Annotated in this window: 13 protein-coding genes; 7 read left to right on the forward strand and 6 right to left on the reverse strand. The window is 69.2% G+C overall.

The window, feature by feature from the left end; genetic code table 11:
* Positions 1-21 precede the first annotated feature (21 nt).
* A complete protein-coding gene (gene trhO / locus P7D22_RS04575; RefSeq protein WP_319933033.1) occupies positions 22-816 on the forward strand; it encodes an oxygen-dependent tRNA uridine(34) hydroxylase TrhO in 795 nt (264 codons plus the stop codon).
* A 1-nt stretch (position 817) separates the two neighbouring features.
* Here the strand turns inward: trhO and P7D22_RS04580 are convergent, their stop codons facing one another.
* The 3 genes from P7D22_RS04580 to P7D22_RS04590 are packed head-to-tail and all read right to left on the reverse strand — an operon-like array spanning position 818 to position 2,885.
* Positions 818-1,558 (reverse strand): fatty acid desaturase, encoded by a 741-nt coding sequence (locus tag P7D22_RS04580; protein ID WP_319933034.1) that lies wholly within the window; start codon positions 1,556-1,558, stop codon positions 818-820.
* Positions 1,555-2,055, reverse strand: a complete 501-nt coding sequence (locus P7D22_RS04585) for a sterol desaturase family protein (RefSeq protein ID WP_319933035.1) — start codon at positions 2,053-2,055, stop codon at positions 1,555-1,557. Before P7D22_RS04585 ends, P7D22_RS04580 begins: the two co-directional genes overlap by 4 nt.
* Positions 2,055-2,885 (reverse strand): polyprenyl synthetase family protein, encoded by an 831-nt coding sequence (locus tag P7D22_RS04590; protein WP_319933036.1) that lies wholly within the window; start codon positions 2,883-2,885, stop codon positions 2,055-2,057. The genes P7D22_RS04585 and P7D22_RS04590 overlap by 1 nt, the downstream gene beginning before the upstream one ends.
* A gap of 312 nt (positions 2,886-3,197) precedes the next feature.
* Here P7D22_RS04590 and P7D22_RS04595 point away from each other — a divergent pair, with 312 nt between their 5' ends.
* Positions 3,198-4,346, forward strand: a complete 1,149-nt coding sequence (locus P7D22_RS04595; protein ID WP_319933037.1) for a glycosyltransferase — start codon at positions 3,198-3,200, stop codon at positions 4,344-4,346.
* On the opposite strand, the gene P7D22_RS04600 is transcribed toward P7D22_RS04595, so the two are convergent.
* Positions 4,343-6,193, reverse strand: coding sequence for an aminopeptidase P family protein (locus tag P7D22_RS04600; RefSeq protein WP_319933038.1), 1,851 nt, complete (start codon positions 6,191-6,193; stop codon positions 4,343-4,345). The two genes, P7D22_RS04595 and P7D22_RS04600, sit on opposite strands and share 4 nt — an antisense overlap.
* Positions 6,194-6,341: 148 nt before the next feature.
* Between P7D22_RS04600 and P7D22_RS04605 the strand changes: the two genes are divergently transcribed.
* Positions 6,342-7,355 carry a zinc-binding alcohol dehydrogenase family protein gene (locus tag P7D22_RS04605; protein ID WP_319933039.1) on the forward strand — a complete coding sequence of 338 codons (1,014 nt, stop codon included), beginning with the start codon at positions 6,342-6,344 and terminating at the stop codon, positions 7,353-7,355.
* Between the two features lie 16 nt (positions 7,356-7,371).
* Here the strand turns inward: P7D22_RS04605 and P7D22_RS04610 are convergent, their stop codons facing one another.
* Positions 7,372-7,788, reverse strand: a complete 417-nt coding sequence (locus tag P7D22_RS04610; RefSeq protein ID WP_319933040.1) for a DUF4174 domain-containing protein — start codon at positions 7,786-7,788, stop codon at positions 7,372-7,374.
* A 105-nt stretch (positions 7,789-7,893) separates the two neighbouring features.
* On the opposite strand from P7D22_RS04610, the gene P7D22_RS04615 reads away from it, so the two are divergent.
* A complete protein-coding gene (locus tag P7D22_RS04615) occupies positions 7,894-8,883 on the forward strand; it encodes an MBL fold metallo-hydrolase (RefSeq protein WP_319933041.1) in 990 nt (329 codons plus the stop codon).
* Here the strand turns inward: P7D22_RS04615 and P7D22_RS04620 are convergent.
* Complete coding sequence (locus tag P7D22_RS04620) at positions 8,823-10,340, reverse strand: hypothetical protein (RefSeq protein WP_319933042.1); 1,518 nt, start codon at positions 10,338-10,340, stop codon at positions 8,823-8,825. The two genes, P7D22_RS04615 and P7D22_RS04620, sit on opposite strands and share 61 nt — an antisense overlap.
* A 118-nt stretch (positions 10,341-10,458) precedes the next feature.
* Here P7D22_RS04620 and P7D22_RS04625 point away from each other — a divergent pair, with 118 nt between their 5' ends.
* The 3 genes from P7D22_RS04625 to ruvA form a co-directional block, all read left to right on the forward strand.
* Positions 10,459-11,205 (forward strand): YebC/PmpR family DNA-binding transcriptional regulator, encoded by a 747-nt coding sequence (locus P7D22_RS04625; protein ID WP_319933043.1) that lies wholly within the window; start codon positions 10,459-10,461, stop codon positions 11,203-11,205.
* A gap of 177 nt (positions 11,206-11,382) precedes the next feature.
* Entirely contained in the window at positions 11,383-11,919 is a 537-nt protein-coding gene (ruvC, locus tag P7D22_RS04630) for a crossover junction endodeoxyribonuclease RuvC (RefSeq protein WP_319933044.1), read from the forward strand.
* Positions 11,916-12,179: Holliday junction branch migration protein RuvA (gene ruvA / locus P7D22_RS04635; protein ID WP_319933045.1), on the forward strand; the 264-nt coding region annotated here is incomplete at its 3' end. The genes ruvC and ruvA, both read left to right, overlap by 4 nt.

Consider the following 12,179-nt stretch of genomic DNA (forward strand, 5'->3'; position numbering starts at 1 on the left):
GGTGCTAGCCCGGCCGGCATCATGTCCGTCGCCGTCGCCGCCTTCTATTGCTTCACGCCCTTAGCCGGCCTCCCTGCGTTGCGGGATCGCCTGCGGGCCGAGCTCTCGGCCTTGAACGTCGTCGGCACGTTGCTACTGGCGCCCGAGGGGCTGAACGGCACCCTGGCGGGAGATCCGGAGCAGCTTGCGGCGGGGCTCGCCAGCCTCGGCCGCGTGGCTGCCTTTCGGCCACGGATGTCGACCCATTCGACGCTGCCGTTCCGCCGCCTGAAGGTGCGCCTGAAGCGCGAGATCGTGACGCTCGGCGTCCCGGGGCTCGATCCGGCCAAGCGCACCGGCACACCCGTGGCCCCTGCCGACTGGAATGCCATCCTGCGTGATCCGACCATTCCGGTGATCGATGTGCGCAACGGCTTCGAGCATGCGATCGGCAGTTTTGAGGGGGCACTCGACCCCGCTACGACCAGCTTCACCGATTTCCCGCATTTCGTCGCCACCCGCCTCGATCCCTCACGCGACAAGACGGTGGCGATGTTCTGCACCGGCGGCATCCGCTGCGAGAAGGCGAGCGCGCTGCTGCTGGAGCGGGGGTTTGACACCGTTTATCAGCTCGACGGCGGCATCCTGGCCTATCTGGAGCAGGTTGCCGAACCCGAATCTTTATGGCGTGGCGGCTGCTTCGTGTTCGACGAACGGGTGGCGCTTGGCCATGGGCTCGTCGCGCAAGCGCAGCCGCTCTGTGCGCGGTGTTCCATGCCGCTCGAGGCCGGCCATGCCGGAGATGGGTGTCGGGCCTGCGCCGACGCGATCGCCTGACCTAAGGCTGCCGGGCGCTCGGCAGGCGCCACCAGGGAAGTTGCGGCGCCAGGTGATGCTCGTGGTGATAGCCGAAGTGGAAGCAGGTCAGCAGCGACACCAGCCACGGATAATTGTTGCTGCGGGCGTTGTGCTGGTCCGCAAAGTCGTCGTCCTCGTGCCTGTGCGGCAGGAAGGTGCCGAAATAGAACAATTGCAGCGACGAGATCACGGCCGGCACGGCCCAAAGCAGCAGGATGTTGGCCATGCCGGCCCCGAACACCCCCTTATAGACTGCCACCACCACGGCGATGGTGAGGAACGGCCGCCAGCCGAAATAGCGCCGGAAGAACACCGTGTACCAGGACCACAGGTGTTCCGGGTCATCGGCATAGAAGTCAGGATCGAGCGCCGTGCCGGGATGCCGGTGATGGTCGAAATGCGCGCCGACCAGCCGATCGTAAGAAAAGCCCGCATAAAGCACGAGGCAGAGCCGGCCGACCGCGCGGTTGAGGCGCGGATGGTAGGGCGCCAAGGATCCGTGCATTCCGTCATGGGCCACGATGAACAGGCCGACGCTGAGCCAGCATTGCAGCAGCATCAGAAAGGGCGTCGCAACGCTGCCGACCGTGTCCCAGCGGTGCAGGAAGACGCCGTAGATATGCCCGACCAGCCAAGCCGCGATGATCAAAGCCGCGAGGCCGAGGCCCGTCAGGCTTTGGGCGGCGGTGCCGCTGCGCTTTTGGGCAAGCGTCGCGCTCATTCGCCGGGCTCCGGGCGCAAGCGGCGACCCGCCGCGTGAAGCCGAACGAGATGCTGCTTCAGCCGGCGCACCGGAGGCGCATAAAGGAAACCGAAGCTGACGCATTCGGTGCGGCCCTCGACGGCGTGGTGCAGCTTGTGGGCCTGCACGAGGCGCTTCAGGTAAGGGTGGCGCGGCTTGTGGTGGAAGGGCCAGCGCTGATGCACGAGGCCGTCATGCACCACGAAATAAGCGACGCCGTAGAGCGTCACGCCGACCGCGATCCAGTAGAGCGGCGGCCAGAGCGGCGCGAACCACACGAAAGTCGCAACCGCCAGCAGTCCGAACCCGGCCCCGTAAAGGTCGTTGATCTCGAACCACCCGTCATGGTCTTCGTGATGCGAGCGGTGCAGGCTCCAGCCGAGGCCGTGCATGATGTATTTATGGCCGGCCCAGGCCACGGCCTCCATGGCGAAGAAGCTCGCAGCCGTCACCAGGCTATTGCCGAGAATGCCCATCAGACGGCCTCGGGCAGCCGTGCCACGCTGGCGAAGATGGATCGCACGAACCCCGCCAGCGCGCCGTCCGGCTGCAGGTCGCGCAGGGCGCCATCCATGTGGGACTGCAGCTGTCGGTGGGTGGCGTCCTGCCCCAGCAGCGACAGCAGGGTCGATTTGCCGTCGTCCTCCTGCCGGCCGGACGCGAGGAAACTGCGGCTGTCGATCAGGTCGTCGAGGATCTGGAAGGCTTGGCCGAGCTCGGTGGCGCAGCGCCGCAGCCGCTCGCTGCCGTCCCGGTCGATGCCATGGACGACGGCCGCCATCTCGACTGCCGCCACGAACAGGACGCCGGTCTTCAAGTGGGTGGTCTCGGTGATGCCGCTGGCGCCATGCCGCTCGTTCGGCCGCAGGTCGGCATACTGGCCGCCCGCCAAGCCCCGCAGCCCAATGGCCCGGGCCAGGATGCCCACCAGGGCGCAGCGCGCCTCGGCGTCGATGCAGTCCATGCCGGCCACGGTGGCATAGGCCTGGTTCATCAGCGCGATGGCGCTCAGCATGGCGACATCCTCGCCATACCGCACATGGGTGGCGGCCTGGCCGCGTCGCTCCGGCGTGTCGTCCATGGCCGGCATGTCGTCAAGGATCAGCGACGCCGTATGCACCATCTCGAGGGCACAACCGGCATCGAGCGCCGCCAGATCATTGGGATGCCGCTCCCAGGCGGCCAGGATGGTCAGCAGAGGCCGGATGCGCTTCGCCGGGGCCAACAAGCTGTAGCGAAGGGCGGCGCCGAGGTCGCCCGCCACGTGAGCCTCAGGCAAAAGCGCCGCGAGTCGACGGTCGACCACGGTTTGGAGCGTACGGACGTCGGAACGCCTGCTTCGCTCGCCGGAATAGGGCATGCCCGCTATCATGGGAGCCATTCTGCGGAGTCCTGCGACCCGCGTCTAGTCGGCACGCTCCCGATATCCCCGCGACCCTTTGGCGTTCCGACCGCCAAAACGTCGCGGATCGCGCCTCCGTGCCGGCTTCGAGGCAAGCGCATTAACCGTCCCGGCAAACCATTCCGGTCCTTCATCCCGCCTTTGGACCCGGTGTGCTTTCCTGCGGGACAGTGCGCCGAAGGGCGTCCATTCTCATTCCGCAAAGGGCGACGCGGCATGGTTCGGCGGCTCAAGATCCTGTTCTACATCCACGCGCTCGCGGGCGGCGGCGCCGAACGCGTGTGGAGCGTCATGGCCTCGCGCTTCGCCGCCGGCGGCCACGAGGTGATCCTCGCCGTCGATTACGACGCCGCCCAGAACGTGTCCTTTGTCGATGCCGCCGTGCGGGTCGTGGTGCTGGGCGGCAACCATCTGCAATCGGTCTGGCGATTGCGCGGCCTGTTGCGGGCGGAACGGCCCGACATCGCCATCTCGGCCTTGGCGGCTGCCAATGTGAAGCTGGCGCTCGCGGCGGCGCTCTGCGGCAGGCTCGACCGCACCATCCTGACCTATCACGGCTATGCGGAAACCGAGCCGCAGCGCCTCAGCCAGATCGGCTTTCGCGCGGCCGCGGTGCTGACGCGCATCACGGCCCGCACCGTCGTGGTGTCGGACGGCCTCGGCACTTATCTCAGGCAGCGGTGGCACGCCTCGGCCAGTCGCATGGCGCGCATCTACAATCCCGTGCAGGTGACGCCCGGGGGCGCCACGACAGTGGCGGCGCTCGAAGCGCGGCCACCCGTGATCCTGGCGGCGGGGCGTTTCGTATCCTACAAGAATTTCACCGGCCTGCTCGAAGCCTTTGCGGCGCTGCCGCGGCCCGACGCCCGGCTGATCCTGCTTGGCGACGGGCCGCAGCGGGCCTTGCTGGCCGAGGCGGTGGTCCGGCTCGGCCTCGAGGGCCGTGTCGAGATGCCGGGTTACGTGCCGGAGCCCTGGCGGCACTTCGACCGCGCCCGCTGCTTCGTGCTGCCCTCGTCGAGCGAGCCGTTCGGGCTCGTCCTGGTCGAGGCCATGGCGCGGGGGCTCGACGTGGTGGCGACGGACTGCCATGGCCCGCGCGAAATCCTGGCCGACGGGCTGCACGGCGCCTTGGTGCCCTGCAACGACCCGGCGGCGCTGACGGCCGCCCTGGCGGCGGCATTGCGAAAACCTTCAGCGCCGGAACGGCGCATCGCCCGCGCCCAGGACTTCGATGCCGACACCGCGACGAACCACTATCGCGATCTGTTCCACAGCGTGGTGGCCGAGCGGGACACACGCGGCGGCTGGCTGAGCCGCCTCAAGCCGCGCCGCTTCCGGCACCCCCCGTTCCAGGCGGGCTAGAGACCGTCTGTCGCCACCTCGCCGTCGGCCGTGCCGAGCCGCCGGGTCGCCTGCGCGAGCCAGCGTCGCACGATCGGCTCGACGAGCGGCGACACCGCCCGACGTACGACGGCATGGTAGCCGTCGAGCCAGGCGACCTCGTCCGGGCTCATCAGCTTGGGATCCACCAGGGCGAGGTCGATCGGCGCCAGCGACACCGTCTCGAATCCCAGCATCGGCCGCTCGGCGCCCTTGATCTCGCGCTTTTCGACGATCAGCAGATTCTCGAGCCGGATGCCCCAATGGCCGGCCTTGTAGTAGCCCGGCTCGTTCGACAGGATCATGCCTTCGACAAGCGGCGTGGTGCCGCTTTTGGCGATGCGCTGTGGCCCCTCGTGCACCGACAGGTAGGAGCCGATGCCGTGGCCGGTGCCATGATCAAAGTCGAGCCCGGCCGACCACAAGAACTGCCGCGCCAGCGTGTCGAGTTGGGCGCCCGACACACCCACCGGGAACACGGCGCGGGCCAGCGCGATATGGCCTTTCAGCACGCGGGTGAAGCGGTCCCGCATTTCGGCCGTCGGCTTGCCCACCACCACGGTGCGGGTGATGTCGGTGGTGCCGTCCTCGTATTGGGCGCCGCTGTCGATCAGGAATATGCCCTTGCCGACCGCGAGGTTCGAGTCGGTGCTGACCCGGTAATGCGGCAGGGCGGCATGGCGCCCGAAGCCCGCGATGGTCGGGAACGACACGTCCTTGAGCGCAAGGGTTTCGCGCCGGAACGACTCGAGCGCCTCGACGGCCGAAATCTCCGTCACCTTGCCGGCCGGCGCGGCCTTGTCGAACCAGTGCAGGAACCGCACCATCGCCACCGCGTCGCGCAGGTGGGCCGCGCGGGATCCGTCGCGTTCGGTCGCGTTCTTGGCGGCCTTCAGCAGGGCGATGGGATCGGTGCCGACGTCCGGCTTGCCGCCGGCGGCTTCCAGCGCCGTCACCAGCTTGGCGGGCGCCGTCGCCGCATCGAAGCGCAATGTCGCGCCGTTGCGCCCGAAGGCGGCGATGTCGGAAGCCAGTGCGTCGGGTTCCGCCACCGTGGCGACGTCCTCGAGCTTCGCCCGGACCTGGTTCGACAGCTTGCGCGCGTCGAGATAGAGCGTCGGCCGCCCTTCGCGGGGCACGATCGCGAAGCCGAGCGGCAATGGCGTGTGGGGCACGTCCGAGCCGCGAATGTTGAACAACCACGCCACCGCATGCGGGTCGCTGACCACGAGGCCATGGCACCCCTTCAGGGCCTTGCGGACGGCACTGAGCTTGCCGTCGGCCTTCTGCCCGGCATAGCGCTTGCGGTGCAGCACTACAGTGCCGATCGGTGCGGCGGGTCGGTCGGGCCAGATCGCGTCGACCGGGTTGTCGTCGACCGCAATGAGCTCCGCCCCGGCTGCCGCCACGCCGCGCGCCAGCCGCTCGACCTGCCCGGCCGTGTGCAGCCAAGGGTCGTAGCCGATGCGTTGGCCCGCCTTGAGGTGGGTCTCCATCCACCGCTCGGGCGGCGTGTCAATGAGCGACTCCGGCGTGAAAACGGCCATGTCAACCTGCTCGCGCACCTGAACGGTGTAGCGCCCGTCGACGAAGATCGCGGCCTCCCCGGCCAGCACGACCGCTGTGCCGGCCGATCCGGTGAAGCCGGTCAGCCAGGCCAGGCGTTCGTCACCCTTCGGCACGTATTCGTTCTGGTGCTGGTCCGAGCGCGGCACCACGAAACCGTCGAGGCCGTGCTGCCGCAAGGCCTCCCGCAGCGCCGCCGTTCGTGCGGCACCCTGGCTCGGATCGGCGGTTTCGGTAAAGGATTGGAAGACGGCCTCGAACATGGCGCGACAGTAACGGGCACAAGATGCCCCCGCAACGCGTTCCCGAGCGGCTTCGCGTCCCGGCCGGCGGGGCTCGGCTGAGGCGTTCTTGCGGAGGCGGCCCGGAAGGCGCATCTCGCATCCCTCAACGACCTGTCAGGACACTTCCATGCGCGCCATCGGATATCAAACGCCCGGCCCTATCGCTGCCGATGCTTCGCTCGTCGATATCGACCTCCCGAAGCCGCAGCCCGGCGGCCACGACCTGCTGGTTGCGGTGAAGGCCGTGTCGGTCAACCCGGTCGACACCAAGGTGCGGATGCGGGCCGCGCCCGAACCGGGCCAGTGGAAAGTGCTGGGCTGGGACGCGGCTGGGGTGGTGGAGGCGGTCGGGCCCGAGGTGACCGGCTTCAAGCCCGGCGATGCGGTGTTCTACGCTGGCGCCTTGGAGCGGCCCGGTACCAATGCCGAGTTCCACCTCGTCGACGAGCGTATCGTCGGCCGCAAGCCGGCCTCCTTGTCGTTTGCGGAAGCGGCCGCACTGCCGCTGACCGCCATCACGGCCTGGGAAGCGCTGTTCGACAGGCTCGACGTCCGTAAGCCCGTGCCCGGGCAGGCGGGCCTGCTGCTGATCGTCGGCGGCGCCGGCGGCGTCGGCTCGATCGCCATCCAGCTGGCGCGCCGGCTGACCGACCTCACCGTGGTGGCCACTGCGTCGCGGCCCGAAACACGCGACTGGGCTCTCGGGCTCGGGGCGCACCACGTGGTCGACCATGCGCAGCCGCTTGATGCGGCGGTGGCGGCGCTCGGCCTCGGGGCTCCCGGCTTCGTGTTCTCCACCACGGCGACGGACCGACACCTCGGTGCCCTCGCGGCGTTGATCGCCCCGCAGGGCCGTTTCGCGGTGATCGACGACCCGGCGGTGCTCGACATCAATCCGTTCAAGCGCAAGAGCGCGTCGGTGCACTGGGAGTTCATGTTCACCCGGTCGATGTTTGCGACTTCCGACATGGCGGAACAGGGTATCCTGTTGAACGCGGTGGCACGCCTCGTCGAGGCCGGCGACCTGCGCACCACGCTCGGCGAGCATTATGGGCTCATCTCGGCCGCCAACCTCCGGCGCGCCCATGCGACGCTCGAATCCGGCACGGCCCGGGGCAAGATCGTGCTGGAAGGATTCTGAGCCTCGGGCGACGCCCTCAAGGGCGCCGGCGCATCTCGTCCTGGCGCATCGGCATCGCGTCGATCAGCGGCAACAGGGCCTCGGGCCGCAACGGTTCGGCGGCGGTGAGCTTGGCGCCGCCGTCCTTGCCGACCAGCACCGCCTGGAAGCCGGAGCCGAGCCCGAAACGACGCCGCAGCGCGCCCGCTTCGGCCGTGTCGCCCGTGACGGCCACGAGCGTCAGGTCGCGGTGACGGGCCGCAGCGCCCATGTGGTTCAGGATGGCGCGCTGCTCGGCCAGGCGCGTATCGGCGGCGTCGGGCGTCAGCACGAGGACGACGCGATGCGTCCACCGATGCGCCGCCAGGCTGTCCGGCGCCGCGGCGGCAGGGATCGCGGCCGCGAGGGCGAGCGGGAGGGCCAGCAGGGCCGCGATCGAGTCTGGGATTGGCATGGATCGCGCCTGAGTTTGAGGACGATACGCCAACGCTTCGGCGCTGCGGCAGGTTTCGGGCCGCGCGAAGCGCAAAAGCGGCCGAGGCGATGCTATAGGGGGCGCATGACAAGGCCTGCCTACCCCGTTTCAGACCATTACGACGGTCGCCGCTTCTTCAACCCGGGTGTCGATACCGACAAGGGTGTCGCCGACCTGCTCCGCTGGCAGCGGAGCCGCGCGCGCGTCGCCTGGCCGGCCGAGGTGACCGATCCACCAAGCCCGCCGCCGCCCGAGACCGTGGCGGCCAACGAGGCCGCCTTCACGTTCATCGGCCATTCGACCTATCTGATCCAGCTGCCCGGCGTCCGGCTGCTTACCGATCCGGTCTTTTCCGAACGGGTCAGCCCTTTCAGTTTCGTGGGGCCGAAGCGCGTGCGCCGGCCCGGTCTGTCGCTCGCGGAGGTGCCGCCGGTCGACGTCATCCTGCTCAGCCATAATCATTACGACCACATGGATCTGGCCAGCCTGCGGGCCCTGGCCGAGCGGGACAGCCCGACGATCGTCACCGGGCTCGGTAACGGACGCTACCTGGAACGGCGCGGCATCGGTCCCGTGATCGAGCTCGACTGGTGGGAGCGAAGGGAGCTGCGGCCGGATCTCGCCATCACCTATGTGCCGGCCCAACATTGGTCGAGCCGTTGGGCCCTCGACCGCCGCCGCATGTTGTGGGGTGGCCATTGGGTCGAGGCCGCCGGTGGCCGCCTGTATTTTGCGGGCGACACCGGCTATTTCCCTGGGTTCACACAGATCCGCGACCGCCTCGGGACGCCCGATGCCGCCATCCTGCCGATCGGGGCCTATGAGCCGCGCTGGTTCATGCGCACCCAGCACATGGACCCGGCCGACGCCGTGCAGGCGCATGTGGAACTTGGCGCCGGGTTGAGCCTCGCGGCCCATTGGGGCACCTTTCAGCTGACCGACGAGGGGATCGAGGCGCCCGTGCTGGCCCTCGCGGCCGCCCGACGCGACCGCGGGGTGCCGGATGCGGCCTTTCAGGTGCCGCGCCCGGGTGAAACCGTGTTGGCCCGGCTCGGTTCGGACACCAGCCGGTAAAGCGTCCATTGAGTGCCGGACATCGGGTTCGACGCAAAGGCCTTCCGCACCCGGTAGAGCGATGCGCAGGCGCCCGCACCGAGCGTCACGCTGCCATCGGATCGCATGTCGAGATCGCCCACCGCGACGTACCAGGGCGAGGGTAGGGCGCAAGGGCTCGAAGCCGGGTCGGCCGGCTCCGCGCTGGCGGCGCCGAGCAGCAGGGTGGCCATCGCCCGGCGATTGGTGGCGTAGCGCACCGGCCCTTCCGCCCGCATGATGGCCAGGGTTTCCGGACCGGCGGAGCGTCCGGCCCGGATCGCCTGCCCGTCGGCCAGCAGATTCGCGGTCGCCACGAGGGCCACCGTCGCCAGCATCCAGCGTCGGCCATCATCGCCGCGTCGCCAAAGCCGGCCCGCCACCTCGCCGAGGGTAAAAACCAGCACCACGGCGCAAATCGCGAAATAGCGCGGATATCCGACATTCGGCACGTGGGCGGCCCAAAGCGCGACAGGCAGCGCCACGAAGCTTGCGGCGCCTAAGGCTAGCGTCTCGGAGCTCACGAGGCCACGCCGTGCCGCGGCTGCCAGGCAGGCTAGCAGCACGACGAGCAGCAGCGGCGTCGCAGGCGAAGCCGGCAGCCCGAGGGTCAGCGCCACCATGTCGCCGAGGCCGCCGAACAGCTTGGCCGGGGTGAAGGGGTCGATGTCGCCGATCCGCAGGCCGCTGCCCCGCCGGATCGCCACAGCAAGCGCAAGCGCGGCCGGCACCAGCGCCAGCGCTGTCGGGGCGAACAGGCGGACGCTCACACCGAGGACCGGCCCGAAGCGCCGCGCGCGGTCGCCCACGAGCAACAGGGTTGCGACCCCCAGCACCGCCACCGTCATCACCATGGTGAGATGGCTGAAGGCACCGAGGCCCGCCGCAGCCGCGAGACCCCAGCGACCCGGCATCCGGGTCGGGTCCGGCGCCGCCATAGCGCAGCGCCAGCGGTCGACCGCGATCACGGTTGCCAGCACCAAGCCCGCATAGCCGCGCGCTTCCGAGCCGAAATCCACGAACGGCAAACCCACGGCCATCAACAGCGCCCCCGTCAGGGCTGCGGCGGCGCCGGCCCCCGCGAGACTGCGGGCCAGCACCGGCATCGCGATGACGCCGAGCGCGATCGCCGGCACCCTGTAGACCCAGGCGGGCCGGTCCGGGCCGAGCGCCACCATGATGGCGGTGTTGAACGCATGATTGTTGTCGTGCGGCAGGCCCCAAAAGGCGTCGCCGATGGAAGGCAGGCCGCGCGCGAGCGTCAACGACCACATCTCGTCGAGTCCGAGCGGTCCCCATGCGGCAGCGACCCGCAGGCCGATGCCGAGCGCCGCCAGAATTGCGAGCGCCACGCCCGCCATGGCGCGGCCGCCCAGGCGCCAGTGCGGTGCCACGGCCCGGACAGCGTCGGACCGCCAGGACAAGGATCGCGGAACCATCGTTATCCTTCGGCGCAAGGGCGCAGCGGCGTCGACCGCAGCGGGGCGCGGCTTCCCTTGTGACCACCTTTCGCTTACATGCGCGTAAAGATCCCCACCCCCGGGCGCCGAGGACACCATGGCTGGCCACAGTCAGTTCAAGAACATCATGCACAAGAAGGGCAAGCAGGACGCTGTTCGCTCGAAGGTGTTTTCGAAGCTCGCCCGCGAGATCACGGTAGCGGCCAAGATGGGGCTGCCGGACCCCGGCATGAACCCGCGCCTGCGTGCCGCCGTGCTGGCAGCCCGGGCCGAGAACATGCCGAAGGACAACATCGAGCGCGCCATCAAGAAAGCCTCGGGCGGCGAAGGCGAGAACTACGACGAGGTGCGCTACGAGGGCTATGCGCCGGGTGGGGTCGCGGTGATCGTCGAGGCGCTGACCGACAACCGAAATCGCACGGCCGGCGAGGTGCGGTCGTATTTCACCAAGTCGGGCGGCGCCCTCGCCGAGACCGGCGCCGTGTCCTTCATGTTCGACCGCGTCGGCCTCGTCGAATACGACCTCAAGGCCGCATCCGAGGACGCCATGATGGAAGCCGCCCTCGAGGCGGGCGCCGACGACGTGTCGACCGGCGAGGACGGCCACGAGATCGTCACTGCGGTCGAGACCATGAAGGACGTCGCCAAGGTGCTCGAGGAAAAGTTCGGCGAGCCGCGCCGTGCCGCGCTCGTTTGGCGGCCGCAGAACACGATCGCGGTGGACGACGAAGCGGGCGAGAAGATCCTGCGCCTCGTCGGCTCGCTCGAAGACAACGACGACGTGCAGAAGGTCTACGCCAATTTCGAGGTGTCGGACGCGCTGCTGGCCAAGCTGGACGCGTGACGAAGGTCACCCCCCGATGATTTCCTCATTCCGGACGAAGCGGAGCGAAGATGCGGAACCGGGGAGCTTCTGCGATGAAAGCCGAAGCACGCCGGTTCCGGGTTCGGCTTCGCCGCCCCGGAACGAGGAGGGTTCATCGCGGTTGTGGTCCCTCATACGTCAGGCTCGTGGCCTGCGATGACAGCCATCCGCATCCTCGGCATCGACCCCGGCCTGCGCCATATGGGCTGGGGCATCGTTGAGGCGGACGGCACGCGGCTGTCCTTCGTGGCCTGCGGCACCATCGATACCGATGGCGAACAAGCGTTGAGCGAGCGGCTGCGCACCCTGCACGTGATGCTTGCCCAAGTCATCGAGGCGCATTGGCCCGATGAAGCGGCCGTCGAGGAAACCTTCGTCAACCGCGACCCGCAGGGCACGCTGAAGCTCGGCCAGGCGCGCGGCATCGCGCTGGTGGTGCCGGCCTTGGCGGGTCTGGTGGTGGCCGAATATGCGGCCAACCTGGTCAAGAAGACCATTGTGGGCACCGGCCACGCCGAAAAGCACCAGATCAACGCCATGCTGAAGGTGCTGCTGCCGAAAAGCCACGTCACAAGCCCTGATGCCGCCGATGCGCTGGCGGTCGCCATCACGCACGCCCACCACCGTCGGCCGCCGCGCCTGGCGGCCGCGGTTGCGCGGGCGGTGGCGGGCAGCAAGGCGCGCCCCGCATGATCGGCAAGCTGACCGGCATCGTCGACAGCCAGGGGCCGGACTTCGCCATCATCGACGTGGGTGGCGTCGGCTATGTGGTGTCCTGCTCGCCCCGCACGCTGGCGCAGCTGCCCGGGCCCGGCGGCGCCGTGTCGCTCGCGGTCGAGACCCAGATGCGCGAGGACGCGATCCGGTTGTTCGGCTTCGGCTCGCCCGGCGAGCGCGACTGGTTCCGTCTGCTGCAGGGCGTGCAGGGCGTCGGCTCCAAGGTGGCGCTGGCG

It is taken from the genome of Lichenihabitans sp. Uapishka_5, assembly GCF_033947565.1.
Classification (GTDB): domain Bacteria; phylum Pseudomonadota; class Alphaproteobacteria; order Rhizobiales; family Beijerinckiaceae; genus Lichenihabitans.